This is a genomic window from Flavobacterium restrictum (assembly GCF_007097245.1).
Taxonomy (GTDB): domain Bacteria; phylum Bacteroidota; class Bacteroidia; order Flavobacteriales; family Flavobacteriaceae; genus Flavobacterium; species Flavobacterium restrictum.
Map to the genome: position 1 here is coordinate 42,236 of NZ_VJZT01000010.1, position 23,372 is coordinate 65,607.

20 protein-coding genes are annotated in these 23,372 nt (G+C 37.7%); 17 read left to right on the top strand and 3 right to left on the bottom strand.

What is annotated here, in order from left to right:
- The first annotated feature begins 371 nt into the window (after positions 1–371).
- The 4 genes from FNW21_RS10395 (at position 372) to FNW21_RS10410 (ending at position 3,429) form a co-directional block, all read left to right on the top strand.
- Positions 372–803, top strand: coding sequence for an OsmC family protein (locus FNW21_RS10395; protein ID WP_144256679.1), 432 nt, complete (start codon positions 372–374; stop codon positions 801–803).
- A gap of 92 nt (positions 804–895) precedes the next feature.
- A complete protein-coding gene (locus tag FNW21_RS10400; protein ID WP_144256680.1) occupies positions 896–2,068 on the top strand; it encodes a trans-sulfuration enzyme family protein in 1,173 nt (390 codons plus the stop codon).
- A gap of 59 nt (positions 2,069–2,127) precedes the next feature.
- Positions 2,128–2,976 (top strand): GIY-YIG nuclease family protein, encoded by an 849-nt coding sequence (locus FNW21_RS10405; RefSeq protein WP_144256681.1) that lies wholly within the window; start codon positions 2,128–2,130, stop codon positions 2,974–2,976.
- Positions 2,977–3,018: 42 nt separating this feature from the next.
- Complete coding sequence (locus FNW21_RS10410; RefSeq protein WP_144256682.1) at positions 3,019–3,429, top strand: RrF2 family transcriptional regulator; 411 nt, start codon at positions 3,019–3,021, stop codon at positions 3,427–3,429.
- A 122-nt stretch (positions 3,430–3,551) separates the two neighbouring features.
- Here the strand turns inward: FNW21_RS10410 and FNW21_RS10415 are convergent, their stop codons facing one another.
- Positions 3,552–4,334, bottom strand: coding sequence for a sulfite exporter TauE/SafE family protein (locus FNW21_RS10415; protein WP_144256683.1), 783 nt, complete (start codon positions 4,332–4,334; stop codon positions 3,552–3,554).
- A gap of 478 nt (positions 4,335–4,812) precedes the next feature.
- Here FNW21_RS10415 and FNW21_RS10420 point away from each other — a divergent pair, with 478 nt between their 5' ends.
- The 13 genes from FNW21_RS10420 to FNW21_RS10480 all read left to right on the top strand — a co-directional run bounded on the left by FNW21_RS10420 (position 4,813) and on the right by FNW21_RS10480 (position 21,315).
- Entirely contained in the window at positions 4,813–5,514 is a 702-nt protein-coding gene (locus tag FNW21_RS10420; RefSeq protein ID WP_144256684.1) for a phosphoadenylyl-sulfate reductase, read from the top strand.
- A 73-nt stretch (positions 5,515–5,587) separates the two neighbouring features.
- Positions 5,588–6,487, top strand: a complete 900-nt coding sequence (gene cysD, locus FNW21_RS10425; RefSeq protein ID WP_144256685.1) for a sulfate adenylyltransferase subunit CysD — start codon at positions 5,588–5,590, stop codon at positions 6,485–6,487.
- A 154-nt stretch (positions 6,488–6,641) separates the two neighbouring features.
- Positions 6,642–7,886 (top strand): sulfate adenylyltransferase subunit 1, encoded by a 1,245-nt coding sequence (locus FNW21_RS10430; RefSeq protein WP_144256686.1) that lies wholly within the window; start codon positions 6,642–6,644, stop codon positions 7,884–7,886.
- A 98-nt stretch (positions 7,887–7,984) separates the two neighbouring features.
- Positions 7,985–10,075 carry a HEPN domain-containing protein gene (locus tag FNW21_RS10435; RefSeq protein ID WP_144256687.1) on the top strand — a complete coding sequence of 697 codons (2,091 nt, stop codon included), beginning with the start codon at positions 7,985–7,987 and terminating at the stop codon, positions 10,073–10,075.
- A 4-nt stretch (positions 10,076–10,079) separates the two neighbouring features.
- On the top strand, positions 10,080–10,706 hold the full coding sequence (locus tag FNW21_RS10440; protein ID WP_144256688.1) for a precorrin-2 dehydrogenase/sirohydrochlorin ferrochelatase family protein: 627 nt from the start codon (positions 10,080–10,082) through the stop codon (positions 10,704–10,706).
- Positions 10,707–10,757: 51 nt separating this feature from the next.
- Positions 10,758–11,810 (top strand): NAD(P)/FAD-dependent oxidoreductase, encoded by a 1,053-nt coding sequence (locus tag FNW21_RS10445; protein WP_144256689.1) that lies wholly within the window; start codon positions 10,758–10,760, stop codon positions 11,808–11,810.
- Positions 11,811–12,262: 452 nt separating this feature from the next.
- Complete coding sequence (locus FNW21_RS10450; protein WP_144256690.1) at positions 12,263–13,300, top strand: homocysteine S-methyltransferase family protein; 1,038 nt, start codon at positions 12,263–12,265, stop codon at positions 13,298–13,300.
- Between the two features lie 20 nt (positions 13,301–13,320).
- A complete protein-coding gene (locus FNW21_RS10455; RefSeq protein ID WP_144256691.1) occupies positions 13,321–13,842 on the top strand; it encodes a hypothetical protein in 522 nt (173 codons plus the stop codon).
- A 46-nt stretch (positions 13,843–13,888) separates the two neighbouring features.
- Positions 13,889–14,752 (top strand): BRO family protein, encoded by an 864-nt coding sequence (locus FNW21_RS10460; RefSeq protein WP_317129298.1) that lies wholly within the window; start codon positions 13,889–13,891, stop codon positions 14,750–14,752.
- A 100-nt stretch (positions 14,753–14,852) separates the two neighbouring features.
- Positions 14,853–17,534, top strand: coding sequence for a methionine synthase (gene metH, locus FNW21_RS10465; protein WP_144256692.1), 2,682 nt, complete (start codon positions 14,853–14,855; stop codon positions 17,532–17,534).
- A gap of 82 nt (positions 17,535–17,616) precedes the next feature.
- Entirely contained in the window at positions 17,617–18,570 is a 954-nt protein-coding gene (metF, locus tag FNW21_RS10470) for a methylenetetrahydrofolate reductase [NAD(P)H] (protein WP_144256693.1), read from the top strand.
- 287 nt (positions 18,571–18,857) lie between these two features.
- Positions 18,858–20,174, top strand: coding sequence for a metal-dependent hydrolase family protein (locus tag FNW21_RS10475; RefSeq protein WP_144256694.1), 1,317 nt, complete (start codon positions 18,858–18,860; stop codon positions 20,172–20,174).
- Positions 20,175–20,262: 88 nt separating this feature from the next.
- Entirely contained in the window at positions 20,263–21,315 is a 1,053-nt protein-coding gene (locus tag FNW21_RS10480) for a glycosyltransferase family 9 protein (RefSeq protein ID WP_144256695.1), read from the top strand.
- Here FNW21_RS10480 and tsaB read toward each other — a convergent pair.
- Together tsaB and FNW21_RS10490 are read right to left on the bottom strand one after the other, a co-directional pair.
- Positions 21,312–21,986 carry a tRNA (adenosine(37)-N6)-threonylcarbamoyltransferase complex dimerization subunit type 1 TsaB gene (tsaB, locus tag FNW21_RS10485; protein WP_144256696.1) on the bottom strand — a complete coding sequence of 225 codons (675 nt, stop codon included), beginning with the start codon at positions 21,984–21,986 and terminating at the stop codon, positions 21,312–21,314. The two genes, FNW21_RS10480 and tsaB, sit on opposite strands and share 4 nt — an antisense overlap.
- An 80-nt stretch (positions 21,987–22,066) precedes the next feature.
- Entirely contained in the window at positions 22,067–23,368 is a 1,302-nt protein-coding gene (locus FNW21_RS10490; protein ID WP_144256697.1) for an efflux RND transporter periplasmic adaptor subunit, read from the bottom strand.
- Positions 23,369–23,372: the final 4 nt, after the last annotated feature.

Consider the following 23,372-nt stretch of genomic DNA (forward strand, 5'->3'; position numbering starts at 1 on the left):
ATTATTTGGTTCTTATTATGTTTCTTGTCGGGGTATTTATCAAGTAATGCAAATCATAACCTTGACATATGGGTTTTATATAGTATTACTGTAATTTTACATTTTTCATTAATGTATTTCGTCTATAAAAATTGCTTTATAAAATTGAATTTTTTGTGGTATTCAATAATAACTATAATTGTTTATCTAATAATTGCATTTGTATTGAATAATTATTAGTCAGATTTAGTAATCTTTTTTTTGAATATAAATTAAAAAACAAGAAGTATTCAGTGTTCAGTTCCGACAGATATCGTAATTTGTGTTCAGTAAAAAAATAAAAATCCGCGTTTGAAAATCCGTTTCATCTGCGTCCCAAAAAAATAAAAACAATGAAAATAACATTAAATAGAGTAAACGAAAATTTCCATTTCGAACTGAAAAACGAACGGGGACACATAGTAAATGTAGATGCAAGACCCGATTTTGGAGGAAATGATATGGGACCAAGTCCAATGGAATTGATCTTGATGGGTGTGGCAGGTTGCAGCGGCATTGATATGATTTCGATTTTGAAAAAACAGCGACAAGAAATCACATCCTTCAAAGCCGAAGTCGAAGGCGAGCGGGTACAAGTGGGCGAAGCCAAACCATTCAAAGATATTTACGTAGTTTTTTATCTGGAAGGAAACGTCAAAGAAGACAAGGCCGCAAAAGCCGCTCAATTATCATTTGAAAAATATTGTTCGGTTTCAAAAACGTTAGAACCAACAGCAACCATACATTATAAAGTAGTTTTGAACGGAGTAGCTATTAGCAAGTAGCTATTAGCTTTTAGCAAAAGAGTCAAAGAATAATAACAAGCCATCGGGTATTAGCTAGGAGCTAAAAGCCAATAGCTAAAAGCTTAAAAAAAATGAACAATTCAGAATACGGTTTTGAAACACAAGCCATACGTACCCAATTAGAAAGATCACAATACCAAGAGCATTCCGTGCCTTTGTATCTATCGTCGAGTTTTGTATTTGAAGACGCCGAAGACATGCGTGCCTCTTTTACCGAAGAAAAGGAGCGCAATATTTACAGCCGTTTTAGTAACCCGAACACGACAGAGTTTGTAGATAAAATTTGCAAAATGGAAGGTGCCGAAGCAGGTTATGCTTTTGCAACAGGAATGGCTGCGGTCTATTCTACCTTTGCTGCTTTGTTGCGTTCAGGCGATCATATTGTATCGGCAGGAAGCGTTTTTGGTTCGACGCACGCCTTGTTTATGACGTATTTTCCAAAATGGAATATAGAAACGTCGTATTTTGACATAAACCAACCCGAAACCATCGAGAGTTTTATAAAACCAAACACCAAAATATTGTATGCCGAGTCGCCTACAAATCCGGGTGTTGATGTCATTGATTTGGAATTGTTAGGCGAGATTGCCAAAAAACACAACCTGATTTTGATTATCGACAACTGCTTTGCTACACCCTACATTCAGCAACCTATAAAATGGGGTGCACATTTGGTGATTCATTCGGCTACTAAATTAATTGACGGACAAGGACGCGTTTTAGGTGGAGTTACGGTAGGAAGTGAAGATTTGATTCGTCAAATTTATTTGTTTTCGCGAAATACAGGGCCTGCTTTATCGCCATTTAATGCTTGGGTATTGTCTAAAAGTTTGGAAACTTTGGCGGTTCGTGTCGAAAAACATTGCGAAAATGCCTTGAAAGTTGCCGAGTTTTTAGAAGCGCATCCCAACGTAAACAGCGTAAAATATCCGTTCTTGAAATCGCATCCAAAATACGAAGTTGCCAAAAAACAAATGCTTTTGGGCGGCAATATTATCGCTTTCGAAATCAAAGGCGGTATCGAAGCCGGTAGGGCTTTCTTGGATAAAATACAACTCTGTTCGCTATCCGCAAATATTGGCGACACTCGAAGCATTGTAACGCATCCTGCCTCCACCACGCACAGCAAATTGTCTGTCGAAGAAAAATTAGCAGTAGGAATTACCGAAGGTTTGGTACGAGTTTCAGTAGGTTTAGAAACAGTTAAGGATGTTATCGCTGATTTGAAACAGGCATTGGATTAAGATTTTAGATTGATGATTAAAGATTTTAGATTGCAGATTTAAATTTTTAAATTAACCAAATGGCTCACGGAAAAACGATAAAAATATTTTTGATTGATGGGGATTCAAATGGACGCATGAGTTGCGAACTATCGAATTGGACGGGTAAAGCGTATAAAATTCCTAGAATAAAAATCAAGGAATGTTCTGACAGAGACGATTTGATTAATACTGGAATTTATTTGCTTTTTGGAAGAGATGAAGAAGGTACTGAATTAGTTTATATTGGAGAAGCAGAATCAGTTTTGAGTAGGTTAAAACAACACTTAAGCGGAAAAGAATTTTGGAATGAAGCTATTGTTTTTATTTCTAAAGATGACAATTTGAATAAAGCACATGTTAAATATTTAGAAAACAGACTTCATGATATTGCCATATCAGCAAGGCGTTATAAAATTGAAAATTCAATGATTCCAACACAATCTTCAATTTCAGAATCGGATAGAGCAGAAATGGAAGAGTTTATTGAATATGTAAAAATGCTTGTAAATACATTAGGGCATAAAGTTTTTGATGAAAAAAGAGAGCATAAAGCAAAGGAAAAACAAGATTTTTTTTCTCTAAAAGCTACAAGGGGTGCAGAAAGTCAAGGTCAGCCTACATCCGATGGGTTTGTTGTATTTAGAGGCTCAAAAGCTGCTTTTGAAGCAACAAATTCATTTAGTCCAAGTCTTTTAAAAATAAGGCAAAAACTTATTGACACAGGAGTTCTTGAAGATAAAAAAGAATACTTTGAATTTTTAGAAGATTATATTTTTAGCAGTCCTTCAACTGCTGCTGCAATTGTAATGGGCAGAAATGCTAATGGTCAGAAGGAATGGAAACTTAAAAATGGTACGACATTAAAAGATTTTGAAACGAATTCATAAATCAAAAATTCAGCAATCGTTAATCTTCAATCAAAAATCTACATGCTCTCCAAAAAAACAAAATACGGTATCAAAGCACTCACTTTCTTGGCACGCCAAGAAGACCAGACGCCTATTGCCATTTCCGATATTGCAAAAGCAGAAAACATTTCTTTGAAATTTCTAGAAAGTATCCTGTTACTCCTCAAAAATTCAGGATTTCTGGGCGCCAAAAAAGGAAAAGGAGGCGGTTATTATTTAATCAAAGAACCCAAGGACATCAATATGGCCAAAGTCTATCGCATTCTCGAAGGACCAATCGCTTTGTTGCCCTGTGCCAGCCATAATTTTTACGAAAAATGCACGGATTGCACGGATGAAGCCACTTGTGCCGTCCGCAAACTAATGATGGAAGTGCGAGATAACACGCTGATGATATTAGAAAATAATTCTTTGGCAGACATTGCTTTTTAAAAAACCGCAAATTCGCCAATTTCAAATTGTATTGAAATTGACGAATTTGGGTTTTTTCTGTGTTCTATACATACCCCAGTTTCGGCTCCCTCTTCGCCACAGCGAAAGGACTGGAATGAGGTTTAAAAAACCAATTTATACCCCACAAAAAACAACATTATCGCAATCGCATTTCGGAGTAATAAATCAGGCACTTTGCCACTCAACATACTCCCCACATAAATCCCCGGAAGTGACCCCATCAATAATTGTCCGAGCAACATTAAATCCAAATTCCCCATCGAAGCGTGACCAATACCTGCCACCAGCGTCAGTGGTACAGCGTGCGCAATCTCGGTTCCTACCAATCGTGGCGTTGCCAAAAGTGGGTACAAGAAAAACAACGTAACCGTCCCCAAAGCACCCGCCCCAATCGAAGTCAGCGTAACCGTAGCTCCCAGCATTACACCAATAGCCACCGTCAATACATTTTGAGTTTTACTTTCAGTATGAAACTTGTCGCCAGCGTGCTTTTGCGAAAAAACCAACAGTTTTGTCTTAAATAATATTGCCACCGAGGTAAACAATAACGCCCAACCCAAACTGTATTTGATCACCGCATTAATCGCCGTGACATCCGTTTTAAATCGATCTAAAACCCATAAAGTCAACAAAGCCGCAGGAATACTTCCCAACGAAAGCCAACCCGTAATCGTCCAATTGATGTTTTTCTTTTTATTATGAACATACACGCCGCCCATTTTTGTAAACGCCGCATACAGCAAATCCGTTCCCACAGCCTTTGTCGGCGGAATCCCAAAGTACAACAAAATTGGCGTCATCAACGACCCACCGCCAACACCAGTCAATCCAACAATAAAACCAACAACTACGCCGGCAACAACCAATCCTATTTGAAAATCCATTATTTTAATTTTTGGCAAAAATAACACTATTTTTCTATAATCCTATAGACAAAGTAGAGTTTATTCAATAAATTAAATCGGGAGCGAAACAGTTGGCTTTTTTAGGAAATAGCATTCCTGCCATCCTTCCAATCTTTTTTACTAAAAACACACCTTGTCAGGGTGTGTTTTTAGTAAAAAAGGATTTTCCCTCCTGTCAGGGCTAATGAGCTAGAACTGGGTATATTTTTGGATTATTTCTCGACAAGCCAACTATTCCCGGTAAGGGTTCAAAACCATGACAGGGGTTAACGAGCAAACAAACAGTCTCAAATTATCCCGTCCTGAAAAATTTCAAATATTTTTTTGTAATCTAAAAATAAGTAGTACTTTTGTAGAGTAATCTACAAAACCGATAGGGTAATAGATTTAAGCAAAAAACAAATCCAATTTTCATCCTTTCTTCGGAGAGTGTTGGGGTAAGGAAAACAACAACAAAATGAGCGCAACAATAGCAAACGCATTAGCAGAAAAAACCAAAGATTTCTCCATCGAGGAAATCTTGGCATTTTTGGCTACTGAATATCCCGAAAAAGTGGTTTTCTCCACTTCTTTCGGGCAAGAAGACCAAGTAATTACGGCTTTTATCGCCAAAAACGATTTGCCAATTACCATTTTTACATTGGATACAGGCAGATTGTTTCAAGAAACCTACGATGTTTTTCATAGAACAATAAAAAAATACAAAGTAGCCATTCAAACTTATTTTCCAGAAACCAGTGCCGTAGAAAATTTATTGAACACCAAAGGCCCAAACAGCTTTTACGAATCGGTTGAGAACAGAAAAGAGTGTTGTTTTATTCGCAAAGTAGTACCTTTGCGCAAAGCATTAAAAGGAAATCAAATCTGGATTACGGGCTTGCGAGCCGAACAATCCGAAAACCGAAACGATATGGCTCTGTTTGAATACGATGCCAATTTCGATTTAATAAAATTCAATCCATTGTTAAAATGGACATTGCCCGAAGTTCAACAATATATTGACGACAATAATGTACCCCAAAACGCCTTGCACAAAAAAGGGTTTGTAAGCATTGGTTGTGCGCCATGTACGAGAGCCATTGCCGAAGGCGAAGACATTAGAGCCGGAAGATGGTCGTGGGAATCCAGTCATAAAGAATGTGGCTTGCACCAAAAATAATTATGAATTATAAATTATAAATGATTGTTGGAATCTTTAAATTTTTCAATCATTTAATCTTTAAATAAATAAAATGAGTTCCATATTAAAAACAAACGCTCTCGAAAGCGAAGCAATTTACATATTCAGAGAAGTAATTTCTCAATTTGACAAGCCTGTGTTGCTTTTCTCTGGTGGAAAAGATTCTATAACTTTGGTGCGTTTGGCGCAAAAAGCATTTTTTCCGGCAAAAATTCCTTTTCCATTATTACATGTAGATACGGGACACAATTTCCCGGAAACAATCGAATTTAGAGACAAATTGGTTGCTGAATTAGGATTGGAATTAATCGTTCGTAATGTTCAAGACGCTATCGATTCTGGAAAAGTGGTGGAAGAATCAGGGAAATATTCTAGTAGAAATAGTTTACAAACCACTACTTTATTAGATGCTATCGACGAATTCAAATTTGATGCTTGTATTGGAGGAGCGCGTCGTGATGAAGAAAAAGCAAGAGCCAAAGAACGTATTTTCTCGGTTCGAGACGATTTTGGTCAATGGGACGAAAAAAACCAACGTCCAGAATTATTCGATTTATTGAACGGAAAAATTGAAAATGGTCAAAACGTGCGTGTTTTTCCAATATCAAACTGGACAGAATTAGACGTTTGGAGTTATATCGAACAAGAGCAAATCGAAATTCCATCCATTTATTTCTCACACAAACGTAAAGTTTTCTTGCGTGACGGGATGATTTGGTCGCATTCGCCATTCGTTTACCAAGAACAAGACGAAGAAATAGAAGAACGTATTGTTCGTTTCCGTACCGTTGGTGATATGAGTTGCACAGCTGCAGTTGATTCGTATGCGGCAACAATCGCCGAAGTAGTTGGCGAAATCAGATCTTCGACTATTTCCGAAAGAGGCGCCAGAATTGATGACAAACGTTCGGAAGCTGCAATGGAAAAAAGAAAACAACAAGGGTATTTTTAGAAAACAATTATAAATTATGAATTATAAATTATGAATTGTTTCGAAACATTTAAAATTTAAAATTCAACATTTAATATAAAAAATCAAATTTAGAAGTTTGTAAAGAGGGTTTGGGAAAACTGGAAACTTTTAAACTTTAAACAAAAATATAAAAATGGAAGTTTTAAAAATAGCAACAGCAGGAAGTGTAGATGACGGAAAAAGCACATTAATCGGACGATTATTGTATGATACACAATCCTTGACTACGGATAAATTAGAAGCAATAGAAAAAAGCAGTAAGCAAAAAGGATACGATTACCTTGATTTTTCGTTGGCTACCGATGGTTTGGTTGCCGAGAGAGAACAAGGAATCACGATTGACGTAGCACATATTTATTTTTCGACTGCCAAGAAAAGTTACATCATTGCCGATACTCCGGGTCACGTGGAATATACAAGAAACATGGTTACTGGAGCTTCGACTTCACAAGTTTCAATCATTTTGATTGATGCCCGTAAAGGGGTAATTGAGCAAACGTACCGTCACTTTTTTATCAATAATTTATTGCGAGTAAAAGATGTGATTGTTGCAGTAAACAAAATGGATTTGGTTGATTATTCGGAAGAAGTTTACAACAAAATCAAAGCCGATTTTCAAGCATTAAACGAAAAAAGTGCCTACAAAGAACAAAACGTAAGTTACATTCCGTTGAGTGCTTTGACAGGAGATAATGTGGTAGAAACATTAGGAAAAATGCCTTGGTATTCTGGAAAAACAATTCTACAACATTTGGAGGATTTAGAACCAAAAGATGTGTATGATAATGGGAAAGCACGTTTTCCAGTTCAAACGGTTATTAGACCAAAAACCGAAGAATACCACGATTTCCGTGGCTATGCCGGAAAATTATACGGAAACAATATTAAAGTTGGCGATGCCGTAACGGTTTTGCCGTCTTTGACAGAATCTGTGGTAACGAAGATTCACTTTTTCGACGAGCAATTTGAGGAGGCCAGTGTTGGTTCTTCTATTACATTAGAATTAGAAAATGACATCAATGTAACTCGTGGCGATATGATTGTAAAATCGAACGAATTGCCAAAAATTGAAAAAGACATCACCACAACCGTTTGTTGGATGGATAGCAAAAAATTAGTAGCGGGTGCAAAATATTTTGTACAACACAATTCCAACAGAGTTTTGGCAAAAATTGATGCTGTACACAACGTAATCGCTACCGATTATACAGGTTCAAAAGAAGCTTCGCAACTTTCTATCAACGAAATTGGTGAAGTAACCATCAAATTGAGCAAAGCCATTTATTTTGATGCTTATAATGACAACAAATCAAACGGAGCATTTATTTTGATAGATGCTACAACGAATACAACAGCAGGAGTAGGGTTTATTAAGTAGCTATTAGCTTTTGGCTTTTGGCCATTAGCAAAAAAGTAGAATTCAAATAAGCTAAAAAGTACGATAATAAAAAGCTAAAAGCCAAAAGCCAAAAAAATATGGAAAGTTTTCAAACAGAAATAGAAAATCCGATTGTACAAAAAGAGATCATCGATTTAGAGAAAAAAATCTTCTCTTTTCGCAACGGAGAAATTGACGACGAGCGTTTTCGTAGTCTTCGATTGGCACGTGGAATTTACGGGCAACGTCAGGAAGGCGTGCAAATGATTCGTATCAAATTGCCTTACGGTAAAGTAACCAGCGAGCAATTGCGTAGAATTACCGAAGTATCGGATAAATATTCTACGGGGCGTTTGCACATTACCACCCGTCAGGATATTCAAATTCACTATGTAAGTTTAGACAGAACGCCCGAACTTTGGTCGGAATTGGCCAAAGACGATATTACCTTGCGGGAAGCTTGTGGAAACACCGTGCGTAATATCACAGGAAGCGAATTGGCAGGTGTAGATGTGGACGAACCTTTTGATGTAACGCCTTACGCACACGGATTGTTCCAATATTTATTGCGTAACCCAATTTGTCAAGAAATGGGGCGTAAATTCAAAATTTCATTCTCATCATCAGATAAAGATACGGCTTTGAGTTATTTGCACGATTTAGGATTTATTCCAAAAATTGTAAATGGCGAAAAAGGATTCAAAATTATGTTTGCAGGTGGTTTGGGTTCACAGCCAAGTCACGCCGAATTGCTTTCGGAATTTGTACCCGTAAACCAAATTATCCCAACTGCGGAAGGAATCATCCGAGTTTTTGACCGTTATGGCGAAAGAGCCAAACGTTTGAAAGCACGTATGAAATTCTTAATCAAAGACTTGGGTCGTGACGAATTTTTACGTTTGGTTGAAGAAGAGAAAAAAGCATTGCCTTTTCACTCTTACGAAATAGATACCACTGCATTTGAAGGGCCAATAACAGAACCTTTATTGGCCGTACCATCCGTAACCATTGACGATGTTGAAGCTTTTGAAGCTTGGAAAAAATCGAATGTGATTCAACAAAAACAAGCAGGATATGTTGCGATTGGCGTTAAAGTCCTTTTAGGAGATTTCTACACGGACAAAGCAAGATTGTTAGCCGATTTGATTAAAAATTATGGTGCAAACGAATTGCGTTTTTCATTAAGACAAAACATCGTTATCCGTAATATCAAAGAAGAAAATTTACCTTTCTTTTACCAAGAATTAGCCAAATTAGAAATGGTTACTCTTGGATACGATACTATTGGAGATATCACAGCTTGTCCAGGAACAGATACTTGTAATCTTGGAATTGCCAGCAGTACAGGGATTGCTGATGAATTAGAACGAGTAATTAAAACCGAATTTCCACAATACAGCAACAACACAGAAATTGAAATCAAAATTAGTGGTTGTATGAATGCTTGTGGACAACATAATATGTCTGCCATTGGTTTCCAAGGAATGTCCATCAACTCCGGAAAATTAGTAGCGCCTGCGTTGCAAGTTTTGTTAGGAGGTGGGAAATTAGGAAATGGAAACGGACGTTTTTCTGACAAAGTAATCAAAATTCCAAGCCGTCGTGGCCCAGAAGCCTTGCGTTATATTTTGAACGATTTTGAAGCCAATGCAAATGGACTGTCATTCTTGAATTATTACGATGCTAAAGGCGAGAAATATTTCTACGAATTTTTGAAACCATTAGCCGATGTAACGAATTTGGTAGACGCCGATTTTATCGATTGGGGTAATGCCGATAACTACGTAAAAGCAGTTGGAGTTGGAGAATGTGCCGGTGTTGTAATTGATTTAGTGGCGACATTATTATTAGAAGCCAAAGACAAATTGACCGTAGCCCAAGAATCTTTCGCAGACGGAAAATGGTCGGATTCTATATACCAAGCCTACGCCGGATTTGTAAATGGAGCCAAAGCTATTTTATTGGCAGAAAACCAAAAAACAAACACCCATTCTGGAATTATCGATTTGTTTGATACCGTTTTTACAGCAACAAACAAAATTCAATTGGACGCAACTTTTTCCGAATTGGTGTACCAAATCAACAAAAACGAACCGTCTGAAGCCTTTGCCAAAAAATACATTCAAGAAGCCATTTCGTTTTTTGATTCATTAGAAAATTACAGAGCCCAAGATTTAGCGAAAGCGTAAAAAAATGGATAATACAAACAGGGCCAAGAGCCAAGAGCCAAGAGCCAAGAGCGAAGAAAGGAATGAACTCTACCCCATTTTTTTAAAACTCCACAACCTCAATGTTCTCATTGTAGGCGGAGGAAATGTAGGATTAGAAAAATTGTCGTTTATGCTCAAATCCAGCCCGAATGCCAATGTGGAGGTCGTTGCACCCCAGTTTTTGCCCGAGTTGGAAGCATTAGCCGAAAAACATTCCTCGGTAAAATTGACTTACAAAAAATTCAATCGCTGGATGCTTCGCAAACGCAATATGGTTATCGCTTGCACCGATGATTTAAAGGTAAACAAGCGAGTGTACGATTTGTCCAGAAAGCGGTATCTCATTTGCAACATTGCCGATACACCGCCCTTGTGCGATTATTATTTAGGTGGTATTGTAACCAAAGGCAACGTAAAAATTGCCATTTCCACCAACGGAAAATCGCCAACAACTGCCAAACGATTGCGAGAATTTTTCGAAGAAGTTATTCCCGAGGACGTCAATAAAATGGTCGAAAATCTCAACGAATACCGCAAAACGCTCAAAGGAAATTTCGAAGAAAAAGTCCAAAAGATGAACGAAATCACCGAAGCACTTAAAAATAAATAAATTATATAATTTGCTAAAAGCCATGAGCTGATAGCCCAAAGCCCATAAAAAATGATTAAAACAGACATACTTATAATTGGCGCAGGACCAACTGGTTTATTTACCGTTTTTGAAGCAGGATTATTAAAACTAAAATGCCATATTTTGGATGCTTTGCCACAACCAGGCGGGCAATTATCGGAGTTGTATCCCAAAAAACCAATCTATGATATTCCGGGATTTCCCGAAGTATTAGCAGGAGATTTAGTAGATAATTTAATGGAACAAATCAAGCAATTCGAACCTGGTTTTACATTGGGAGAACGTGCCGAAACCATTGCAAAACAAGAAGACGGTAGCTTTATTGTAACGTCAAATAAAGGCAAAAAATTTCACGCTGCCGTAGTGGCCATTGCGGGCGGATTAGGAAGTTTTGAACCAAGAAAACCACTTATCGAAGACATCGAATTCTACGAAGATAAAGGAATCAAGTACTTTATCAAAAACCCAGAGAAATTCCGTGACAAGCGTGTGGTAATTTCTGGAGGAGGCGATTCTGCTTTGGATTGGAGTATTTTCTTGGCAAATGTCGCTTCCGAAGTAACCTTAATTCACCGCCGAAATGAATTCCGTGGCGCATTGGATTCTGTCGAAAAAGTACAAGAACTCAAAAACGCAGGAAAAATCAAAATGATAACTCCCGGAGAAGTGGTTGGATTGAACGGTGCCGAACATTTAGAATCGGTAATTGTTGAAGAAAATGGCGCAAAAAGAACCATCGCTACCGACTATTTTATTCCACTTTTTGGTCTAACACCAAAATTAGGACCAATTGCCGACTGGGGATTAGAAATCGAAAAAAATGCCATCAAAGTCAACAACGCTTTGGATTATCAAACCAATATTCCAGGGATTTTTGCCATTGGCGACGTAAATACCTATCCAGGAAAACTAAAATTGATTCTTTGCGGATTCCACGAAGCCACATTAATGTGTCAAGCTGCCTACCAAATCATCAATCCAGGCAAGAAATACGTGATGAAATACACCACCGTTTCAGGCGTAGACGGATTTGATGGTACGCGTAAAGAAGCCCCAAAAGCAGTCGTAAAAGCTATAAATTAGCGTCATAAAGTCAAAGGTCTTAAAGTCTAAAGCCATAATAAAGCCCTTTTAATTTTAAACTTTAAGACTTTCAATTTTAAGACTTTCGGCAAAAATCAATAGCCTTATCCCTTGCAAGTGGTAAGGCTATTTTGTTTCTTTGCAGTTCTTAAAAAGTAAAATAAAGAGGAGCGAAAAATCGGGTATTTTCAGGAGATATGGGTTCCAGCTGTCCTTCCAATCTTTTTTGAGCCGAAGAAAAATCGGCTCAAAAAAGGATTTTCCCTCCCATCTGGGCTAAATGGCCAAGATTGTGATTTTTTTGGAAATAATAGTAGGAGCCAATTCCTCCTGCAAGGTCTTTTTTGACCTTGTAGGTGTGTCATTAAAATTATACCTACAAGGTCAAAAAAGACCTTGCAGGAAAACAAATAAAACCTTTGCGCTTTAGCGGTAAAAAAACAAAATAAGTTATGCCAAATAAATTCAATGAATCATTAGAAACTCCCCCTTCGGGGGTTTGGGGGGCTATCAAAAAACGAATCCTCGTACTCGATGGAGCCATGGGAACTATGTTGCAACGCTATAATTTCTCCGAAGAAGATTTTCGAGGAGAACAATTCAAAGACTTTCCGCATTCGCTCAAAGGAAACAACGATTTATTGTCCTTGACCCAACCCAAAGCGATCAAAGAAGTGCACGCCTTGTATTTTGAAGCTGGAGCCGATATTGTAGAAACCAACACTTTCTCGGGCACCACCATCGGAATGGCCGATTACCATCTCGAAGAATACGTGTACGAACTCAACTACCAATCCGCCAAAATTGCCCGTGAAGTAGCTGATGAATTCACCGCCAAAAATCCAAATCAACCCCGTTTTGTAGCCGGTTCCATTGGCCCAACAAACCGAACCGCCAGTATGTCGCCAGATGTGAACGATCCCGGTTACCGAGCCGTAACGTTTGACGATTTGCGTATTGCCTACAAACAACAAGTCGAAGCCCTTATGGACGGCGGTTGCGATTTGCTTTTGGTAGAAACCATTTTTGATACCTTGAATGCCAAAGCAGCACTTTTTGCCATCGAACAAGTCAAAGACGAGCGTAATATTGATATTCCCATTATGGTTTCAGGAACCATTACCGATGCTTCTGGAAGAACACTTTCCGGACAAACGGTCGAAGCTTTCTTGGTTTCCGTATCGCATATTCCGTTGTTGAGCGTAGGATTTAATTGTGCTCTTGGTGCCGATTTATTAAAACCCTATTTACAAACGTTGGCACAAAATACGTCATTCAACGTATCCGCGCATCCTAATGCAGGATTGCCCAACGCATTTGGAGAATACGACGAAACACCAGAGCAAATGCAAGTTTTCATCAAGGAATATCTCGACGATAATTTAATCAACATCATAGGCGGTTGTTGCGGCACAACGCCACAACACATCAAATTGATTGCGGATATTGCGAAGGAGTATAAGCCGAGGGTTTCGGTGGCGGTGATGTAGATTTTAAATAATTGTAAATTATGAAATCAAAATATTTAGCTTTATTGGTTTTCGTTTCAGTATTTTTTTGTCGATGCGCTTCCAGTGCGTCTATTGAAGGTATGACTGTTAAAGATTATAAAGTCGAAAAACAGATTGGAGATAAGATTTTTATAAAATCTGTTATGGGTGGAAAAAAGACAAATCCATTATGGGTTTCTAATATTTCAAATGAAAATTTTAAAGAAGCATTAAGAAAATCAATTCTTGAGTCAAATGCTTTTTCAGAGATAGATGCTATTACAGACGGTGATTGGGTTCTTGAAGTTAATTTAATTTCTGTCAGTAGGCCTATAGGATTTAATTTAACTGTTAAAACAAAAATAGAATATAAGTTGTATAATAAAAATAGATTGGTTTTTAGTAAAAGTATTAGTCAATCAGGAAATGCTACAATGTCGGATGCTTTAAGTGGAACTAAAAGATTGCGATTGGCAAATGAAATTTCGGCGAGAAATAATATTAAAGAATTGCTTCAGTCATTGAAAGAAGTTAGTCAATAACAACATAGAGTCCCGATAGCGCGGATTTGCAATCCGTGCCCACAAAGTGAATAAAAAAATTAAAACAGTTACTGTTTTAAATAAAGCAACAACAATGACCAAAGAAACCGCAGTAAAATTATTCGAGCAGAAGCAAGTTCGTTCTGTATGGAATGAGGAGGAAGAACAATGGTATTTTTCTATTGTAGATGTAATTGCTGTTTTAACAGAAAGTTCTGTGCCAAAAAGATATTGGACAGATTTAAAAAAGAAATTAACAAAGGAAGGAAGTCAGTTGTACGAGAATATCGTACAACTGAAATTTGTTGCTGCTGATGGTAAAAAGTATGCTACGGATTGTTTGAATGTCAATCATTTGTTGCGATTAATCCAATCCGTACCATCGCCAAACGCAGAACCTTTCAAGCTTTGGTTAGCCAAAGTAGGAAGCGAAAGATTAGACGAAATAGCCGATCCCGAATTAGGAATCGACCGATTGATGGAAACCTATCTCAAGAAAGGATATTCTAAAGAATGGGTTAACCAGCGACTGAAAAGTATAGAAGTTCGTAGAGATCTTACGGATGAATGGGAAATAAGAGGAGTAAAAAAAGGGCAGGAGTTTGCTATATTGACGGATGAAATAACAAAAGCTTGGAGTGGACTTTCGGTTAAAGAATACAAGAATTTAAAGGATTTGAAAAAGGAAAATCTTCGGGATAATATGACTAATTTAGAATTGGTTCTAAATATGCTAGCCGAAGCCACAACAACAGAAATAAGCAAAGAGAAAAAGCCAGTAACCTTTCAGCAAAACAAGACTATTGCCAAACAAGGCGGTACGATTGCAGGAAATACACGCAAAGAAATAGAAGAGAAAACAGGCAAAAAAATAGTCAGCTCCATAAGTGCAAAAAAACTTTTGGAATAATTTCAATATGTGAGACACTGTCTCACGTTTTTTAATATAAAAACAAATAAGCTAAACTTGTTAAGATTTTTAAAATCTTGCAGGATTAAAAAATAAAAAAATGGCAGTAGCACAAGCAAGAAGAAACCTAGTATTATCGGGATTAGAACCCTTAATTATTACGCCTCAAAGCGTATTTGTAAACATTGGGGAACGAACGAATGTAACCGGTTCTAGAAAATTTCTTCGATTAATCAAGGAAGAAAAATACGAAGAAGCCTTAAGCATTGCCAAAGAGCAGGTGGAAGGTGGCGCGCAAATCATCGATATTAATATGGATGAAGGAATGCTGGATGGTGAGTATGCGATGACTAAATTCCTGAATTTAATCGCTGCCGAACCAGATATTTCACGTGTGCCTATTATGATTGATAGTTCGAAATGGGATATTATCGAAGCGGGTTTGAAGGTGGTGCAAGGAAAAAGTGTCGTCAATTCGATTTCGTTGAAAGAGGGAGAGGAGAATTTTATCAAATATGCCAAGCTTATTAAACGATACGGTGCAGCCGTTATTGTAATGGCTTTTGATGAGGTCGGGCAAGCGGATAACTACGAAAGGCGGGTTGAAATTTGCCAGCGTTCGTATGATATTTTGGTGAATAAAGTAGATTTTGCTCCCCAAGATATTATTTTTGATTTGAATATTTTTCCTGTTGCTACAGGGATGGACGAACATAGATTGAATGCGTTGGATTTCTTTAGAGGAACCAAATGGGTTCGGGAGAATTTGCCACACGCACATATTAGTGGTGGTGTGAGTAACGTTTCGTTTTCGTTTAGAGGAAATGATACGGTGCGAGAAGCGATGCACTCGGTTTTCTTGTACCACGCCATTCAAAATGGAATGACGATGGGAATTGTAAACCCCGAGATGCTTTCTATTTATGATGAGATTCCAAAAGATTTATTGGAACACGTAGAAGACGTAATCTTGAATCGTCGAGATGATGCCACAGAACGCTTATTAGACTTTGCCGAAAATGTAAAAGGGGATGTCAAAAATAACGAAAAAGCGGTTCAAGAATGGAGAAACGGAACCGTGCAAGAAAGAATCACGCACTCGTTGGTAAAAGGCGTAGATGCTTTTATAGAACTAGATGTAGAAGAGGCTCGATTAGCAGCCGTAAAACCAATTGAAGTTATCGAAATCAACTTGATGACAGGAATGAATGTCGTGGGGGATTTGTTTGGTTCAGGGAAAATGTTTTTGCCGCAGGTAGTAAAATCGGCTCGTGTAATGAAAAAAGCCGTGGCGTATTTGTTGCCTTATATCGAAGCCAGTAAACAAGCGGGCGACAAACAAGGGAATGGAAAAATATTGATGGCAACCGTAAAAGGAGATGTACACGATATTGGTAAAAATATAGTTTCGGTGGTATTGGCGTGTAACAATTACGAGATTGTAGATTTAGGTGTAATGGTGCCTCCCGAAAAAATTATTGCAGCCGCTATAGAACACAACGTCGATATTATTGGATTGAGTGGATTGATCACGCCATCCTTGGATGAAATGGTATATTTGGCGAAAGAATTAGATAAGCGTGGAATGAAAATTCCAGTAATGATAGGGGGTGCAACGACTTCTCGGGCGCATACTGCCGTTAAAATTGCACCGCAATATAGAGAAACGGTTATTCACGTAAACGATGCTTCGAGGGCCGTTACGGTAGCAGGAAATTTATTAGACGATAATAAAGAAAAATACACGACCGATATCAGAGCGGACTACGATGCGTTTAGAGAAACTTTTTTGAATCGTTCGCGTGACAAGAATTTCTTGAGTATTGAAGATGCTCGTAAAAATAAATTACAGTTGGATTGGGCCAATTTTACTCCGGTAAAACCAAATGTAATTGGCGAACAAGTGATTGAAGTCGATTTGGATGTTTTGGTTCCGTACATCGACTGGACGCCATTTTTCAGAACTTGGGAATTATTTGGAAAATATCCAGCGATTTTGACAGATGAAGTAGTGGGTGAACAAGCAACTTCGGTTTTTGCAGATGCACAAGAAATGTTAGCCGTTATTTTGAAAGAAAAGAAATTACAAGCCAAAGGTATCTTCGGAATTTTCCCTGCGAATCAAATCAATGATGATGATATTGAATTGACAGACGAAAACGGAAAACCATTGCAGACCTTCTTGACTTTGCGCCAACAATCCCAAAAAACAAAAGGTGCGCCAAATATCGCTTTGGCGGATTTTATTGCCCCAAAAGACAACGGAGTAACCGATTATATGGGCGCTTTTTGTGTAACCACCGGTTTTGGTGTTGACGAATGGGCAGCAGAATTCGAAAAAGATTTAGACGATTACAATTCGATTATGGTCAAAGCTTTGGCAGACCGTTTTGCAGAGGCTTTCGCCGAATACCTGCACGAAAAAGTACGTAAAGAAGTTTGGGGATATTCATCGGACGAAAATATAAGCACTGAAGCAATGATTGCCGAAGAGTACAAAGGAATTCGTCCTGCACCGGGTTATCCTGCTTGTCCCGACCATTTAGAAAAACCAACGATTTGGAAATTGCTGAATGTAGAAAAGGAAATTGGAGTGACGTTGACCGAAAGTATGGCGATGTGGCCCGCTTCTTCGGTATCAGGTTATTACTTTGGAAATCCAGAAAGCAAGTATTTTGGACTCGGAAAAATAAAAGAAGATCAAGTGATTGATTACGCCAAAAGAAGAAGTATCTCCACCGATATGGCAACGAAATGGTTGAACCCAAATATAGCAGATTAAAATATAGTCCTAATGTCGAATGTCCTAATGTCTTAACGATGGAGACTTTCGACCTTCGACTTTCAAACTTTAAGACATAATAATGAAAGTAACACAACATATAGAAAACGCAAACGGAAAACCTTTGTTTTCATTCGAGATTGTTCCACCTCAAAAAGGGACTAATATTAAAGATTTATATGAAAATATAGATCCGTTGATGGAGTTTAATCCGCCATTTATAGACGTAACCACTTCTAGAGAAGAGTATGTATATATCGAGAAAGATGGGCTTTTTGACCGTCGCATTACCCGTATGCGTCCCGGAACGGTTGGGATTTGCGCTTCTATTCAACATAAATATGGCGTTGATGCCATTCCGCACGTTTTGTGTGGTGGATTTACCAAAGAAGAAACCGAATATTTATTGGTGGATTGTCAATATTTAGGAATCGATAATTTGGTGGCACTTCGTGGCGATCCAATGAAAGGCGAGAAGTATTTTGAACCTACAAAAGGCGGAAACCATTATGCTGTTGATTTAGTAAAACAAATCAAAGCGATGAATGCAGGTCAGTTTTTGCACGAGGTGTTGCCTATGCAAAACGCACCCGATTTTTGTGTGGGTGTTGCAGGTTATCCCGAAAAACACATTGAAGCCCCAAGCTTGGATGCCGATTTAAAAAGACTAAAAGAAAAAGTAGATGCGGGTGCCGATTATGTGGTAACCCAAATGTTCTTTGACAACCAACGGTATTTTAAGTTTGTCGAAGCCGCTCGTGCCATCGGAATTACGGTGCCTATTATTCCCGGAATCAAACCTGTTGCGGTGAAACGTCACTTGCAATTGTTGCCTCAAGTTTTTTGGTTGGATATGCCCGAAAGTTTAATTAGTGCTATCGAAAACGCCAAAGACAATGCGGCAGTCCGTCAAGTAGGAATTGAGTTTGCCGTGCAACAATCCAAAGAGTTAATTGAATTTGGTGTGCCTTGCGTGCATTATTATTCGATGGGAAAATCAGATAATATTCATCAAATAGCCAGTTTGGTTTTTTAGATTATAATTGTAGAGGCGTTGCATTGCAACGTCTCTTCTTAAATAATTATTTATTTTCTACAGATTATTGGATTTAAAAGTTAATTATAATTGGTACAATTAGCAGCTAAAATTTTAAATCCGAATGCCATAGTTTTTTTAAATTGTGTTTCCCTTTTTTGGATTACATCGCTCTGAAATGATTCTCTTCAATAAACATTCTAAAGTAAATAGGCCTAAAAAATGTGTTTTTTTATAGTTTTTTCATATATTTATTCCTCTAAAACCCCAACTTAAACCGAATTATTATGAAAAAACAACTGCTTTTGTTTGCTACATTTTTAGTTTTTTTGAATGTAAAAGCACAAACCGCTATTTTAATTGAAAATGTATCTATTTTTAATGGAAAAGAAAACAAAATTACCATTGGAGATGTGTTAATAAACGACAATAAAATTGTAAAAATTGCGACTACTCCAATTAAATCAAATGTTTTAGGTTTAAAAACTATCAATGGAAAAGGAAAATTTTTAATCCCAGGACTTATTGATAATCATGTGCATTTGTCCATAAATACAATGGGTCAAATGGAATTATTAGATCCTAAACTGACGGAAGCCAAAATGGATTCCTTAACCCGAATCGAAGGAAAAAATATGTTGTTAAGAGGTTTTACAGCCGTGAGAGATTTAGGTGGGCCTGTTTTTAATGTCAAAAAAGATATAGATGCTGGCAAAGTAATTGGTCCAAGAATATATCCGTCGGGAGCTATGATTTCGCAAACTTCGGGACATGGTGATTCGAGATTGCCTAATGAAAAGTCAAAACATTATGGTGGGCAGGTTTCGCGTGGGGAATTAATGGGCGTTAATTACATTGCCGATGGTGTTCCCGAAGTGCTGAATGCGACAAGAGAAAACTTACGTGCGGGTGCGACACAAATTAAAGTAATGGCTGGCGGAGGTGCTGCAACAGCTTATGATCCATTGGATGTGACCCAATATTCTTTGGAGGAATTGAAGGCCGCTGTTGGTGCCGCCGAGGATTGGGGAACTTATGTGACCGTGCATGCCTACACCGCAAGAGCTGTAAGACGATCTATTGAGGCTGGTGTAAAAGTAATTGAACACGGACAATTACTGGACGAAGAAACCATTCAATTAATGGCCGATAAAGGAATTTATTTGAGCCTTCAAGTACTCGATCCTGCACCCGAAAAAGCCCCAGAAACTACCAAAATTAAAAAGCAAAAAGTAGTTGATGGAACTGATTTCGCTTTTCAAATGGCCAAAAAATATCAAGTGAAATTAGCGTGGGGTACCGATTATCTTTTTGATCCAAAACAAAGTGCGAATCAAAATACCGATATTTTGAAACTCAAAAAATGGTTTTCTCCTTTTGAAATTTTAAAGTTAGTAACTTATGACAATGCTAAAGTTTTGGCATTAAGTGGGGAACGCAATCCGTATCAAGCTGGAGCGTTGGGAGTTATCGAGGAAGGTGCTTATGCGGATATGATTTTAGTAAATGGAAATCCACTTCAAAATATTGATTTGGTAGGAGATCCGGCTAAAAACTTTTTGGTGATTATCAAAAATGGAGTCGTTGTAAAAAATACGTTATAGACAAAATTGCATTTGAAGTTAGTAATAGCTTATTTTTGTGTTTTCATTCCAAAATTAATACTAAATAGTGGTGTTTGCCATTTCGAATATGAGTTTTAAAATCAAAGTAAATACGTGGCGAAGAGCTGCAATGCGTGGAATCACCGCTGGAATAGGAAAGTCAAATGCTATGAAAACGGCTAGTGCCATTGACCCCATGCAAATAAAAAGGGTTTTAATTTCAAGACCCAATCATCGATTAGGGAATTTGTTATTGATTACGCCTTTGGTGCAAGAAGTCACACAATTATTTCCCAATTGTACCATTGATCTTTTTATAAAAGGAAATTTAGGGCCTATTGTTTTTGAAAATTACAAAAGCATAGACCAAATTATCCGACTACCAAAAAAGCATTTTGATGAGTTAGGCAATTATGCCAAAGGTTGGCTACAACTAAAAAATAAGCCCTACGATTTGGCCATCAATGCCGATAAAAATTCTTCTTCTGGAAGATTGTCTGTGCAACTTGCTCAAGCAACCTATAAGTGTTTTGGGGATCTCGAAGTGGACATTGCCCAACAACCAAAGGATTATGCACACATAGCGAAATATCCAGTTTATGATTTACGTAATTTCCTTACCTCTGTCGGAATGGCTGTTGTCAAAAAGCCAATTCCTAATCTTTTATTGGCGTTAAGCGATGTTGAAATTGCCAACGGAAAAGTGCTATTAGATCAATTGGTTCCTAACGATAAAAAAACAATTTGCCTTTTTACTTTTGCCACAGGCGCCAAATGTTATTCGGTTGCGTGGTGGGCGGTTTTTTATGAAAGAATTAAAATGGAGTTTGCAGCCTATAATATAATCGAAGTGTTGCCAGTTGAAAATGTTTCGCAAATTGATTTTGCTGCTCCATCGTATTACAGTAAAGATATACGGGAAATTACGGCATTCTTGAAGAATACCGCCATTTTTATTGGTGCCGATAGTGGCATGATGCACTTGGCTAGTGCAGCTCAAATTCCTATTGTGGGGTTGTTTTCGGTTACGGATACCGAAAAATATGCACCTTATAATCCAAAAAGTGTTGCCATTCATACCGATCATTCCTCGATTGATGAATGGATTCAAACAATCAAAGTGGCATTAGAACACCACTAGGAAACTTTTTTGGAAGTGGTAATCATAAAATCTTTCAAATAATACGGTTCAAAATAAGCGACATCAACAGTGTCGCTTTTTTGGTATTTTATAAAACTCAACAAACTCATTTCATTTGCCGAAGGGTATTTTATTTCTTCTAAAAAAACAAAATTATCTTTGGTCAAAACCGTTTGGCATTTTAAGGCGCAATCACCAACAAAATAGAGCTTTTTTTGGCAATCACTAAACGAATCTTCGGTGATTATTTCTGCTTGAACAGCTCTTTGATTTTCGAAATTAGCATCATAAATCGCACTATAAACCTCCATGCGTCGGGCATCAATCATTGGAACAATCCAACCATCGGTGGCGTTTACTTGCATGGCTATTGTTTGCAAAGTATCTATCGCCAGTAGCGGAATGCCTAGTGCGTAACAAAGTCCTTTTGCCGCCGAAACCCCAATACGCAATCCCGTATAGGAACCTGGACCTTGACTCACGGCAACAGCTGTTAAATCATTTAGGGTAATTCCAGCTTCGTGGATAATTGCTTCAATAAATACGTGCAAGCGTTCGGCATGAGAGTAGCCTTCTTCGGCAATTTCTTTGCAAAGAATGGTTTTTCCTTCCTTGGCCAAAGCCACAGAACAATTTTTGGTGGCGGTTTCGATGTTAAGTATATAGGTCAACTTTGATTGTATTTAAACCCAAAAATCACAATCTTAAAATTGTTTTTTAAGATTGTGATTTTTACAGTGGTAGTGTGCTATTATTTTTTCGTTTCTTCGGAAGGGGTTTCTGATTTGAGGGCAACTTTATCGCCAGAATTCAGGTCTTTGGATACCGTAGTATACGGGCCAGTAATTACGACATCCCCTTTTTTGAGTCCTGATAAAACTTCGATATTGGTGTCGTCTTGAATACCTGTTTTAATAATTCTAATTTTGGCTTTGTCGCCTACTTTTACAAAAACACATTCCCATTTTTTATCCTTTTTGGGAGCAGAATTGTCTTTTGATTCGGGGCTATCCGTTTTAATTTCTTTTACGGCTGCCGTATCTGATTTTACAACTACAGCACTAATGGGTACAGTCAAAACATTCGTTTTTGTTTTGGTAATGATGTCAACTGTAGCGGTCATTCCAGGTCTAAATGGCGAATAAGTATCTGGTTTTCCTTCTAATAAATCAAGGTAGGACTCTTTAAGGATGCGCACTTTTACTTTGAAATTAGTTACTTGATCCGCAGTCAAAGTAGAACTAGCCGAATTAGAAATACTCGTTACCACGCCTTTGAATTGTTTTTTTAGATACGCATCAACTTCAACATTGGCTTGGTCTCCTACTTTTATTTTTACAATATCATTCTCGTTTACATCTACTTCAACTTCCATATTGTTGAGGTTGGCTACCCGTAAAATCTCGGTTCCAGCCATTTGTTGTGTTCCCAAAACACGTTCTCCTAACTCTACATTTAATACCGAAATGGTTCCGTCAGCGGGTGCGTAGATCACGGTACGACCCAAATTGTCTTTGGATTCATTTACGGATGCCGATGCGCTTTGAACATTAAAATAGGCGGTTTGTTTATTGGCTTTGGCTACTTCAAACGAGGCAATTGCTTTGTCCCAATCCGATTTTGAAATAATGCCTTTGTCGAATAAAGTTTTGTTTCGTTCGTAACTGGCTTTGGCTTCTTTAAACGAAGCTTCGGATTGATTTAATCCTGCTTTGCTTCCAGATAAATTGGCTTCGGATCTATTTAATCCCGAAGTATATAAATCAGGATTTATTTTGACTAGCAAATCTCCTTTTTTGACTACTTGTCCCTCTTTTATAGGCAACGAAATAATTTCGCCTGATACCATCGACGCTATTTTTACTTCTATTTCGGGTTGGATTTTTCCAGTTGCCGAAACCGTTTCGATAACAGTAGATGGATTAACATTGGCAATTTCTATTTCTTTTCCTTTGTCTTTATTTCCTATTATTCCTGCTTTCGATAGTCCTATTAATGTTCCTATAATGATCACGGCAACAGCTAATAAAATATAAATTGTTTTCTTTGACATAATG